Raw genomic sequence first — 254 nt, 5'->3', positions numbered from 1 at the left:
CCAGTGTCACCTTTGTCGCCTTTAGCGCCGGCTGCGCCAGTAGCGCCGTCTTTACCATCTTTACCGTTTTTACCGTCTTTAACGATAGTAGTAGTGACTGAGCCATCACCTAGATTAGTAATAGTGATGGTATGGGTACCGTCACCATTATCTACAACTTCACCTGTGATGCTGTCGCCTTTGTCGCCTTTAGCGCCGGCTGCACCAGTGTCACCTTTATCGCCTTTAGCACCGGCTGCACCAGTGTCACCTTT

The 254-nt window shown here is 50.8% G+C and carries 1 protein-coding gene; it reads right to left on the bottom strand.

Annotated elements, in window-relative coordinates:
• A partial coding sequence (locus DBY95_RS10535; RefSeq protein ID WP_432760678.1) for a collagen-flanked surface repeat-containing protein occupies window positions 1-254 on the bottom strand: 254 nt, incomplete at both ends.

The sequence above is a fragment of the Neisseria subflava genome (genome assembly GCF_003044935.1).
Taxonomy (GTDB): Bacteria; Pseudomonadota; Gammaproteobacteria; order Burkholderiales; family Neisseriaceae; genus Neisseria; species Neisseria subflava_E.
This window is presented reverse-complemented; position numbering and strand designations above follow the sequence as displayed.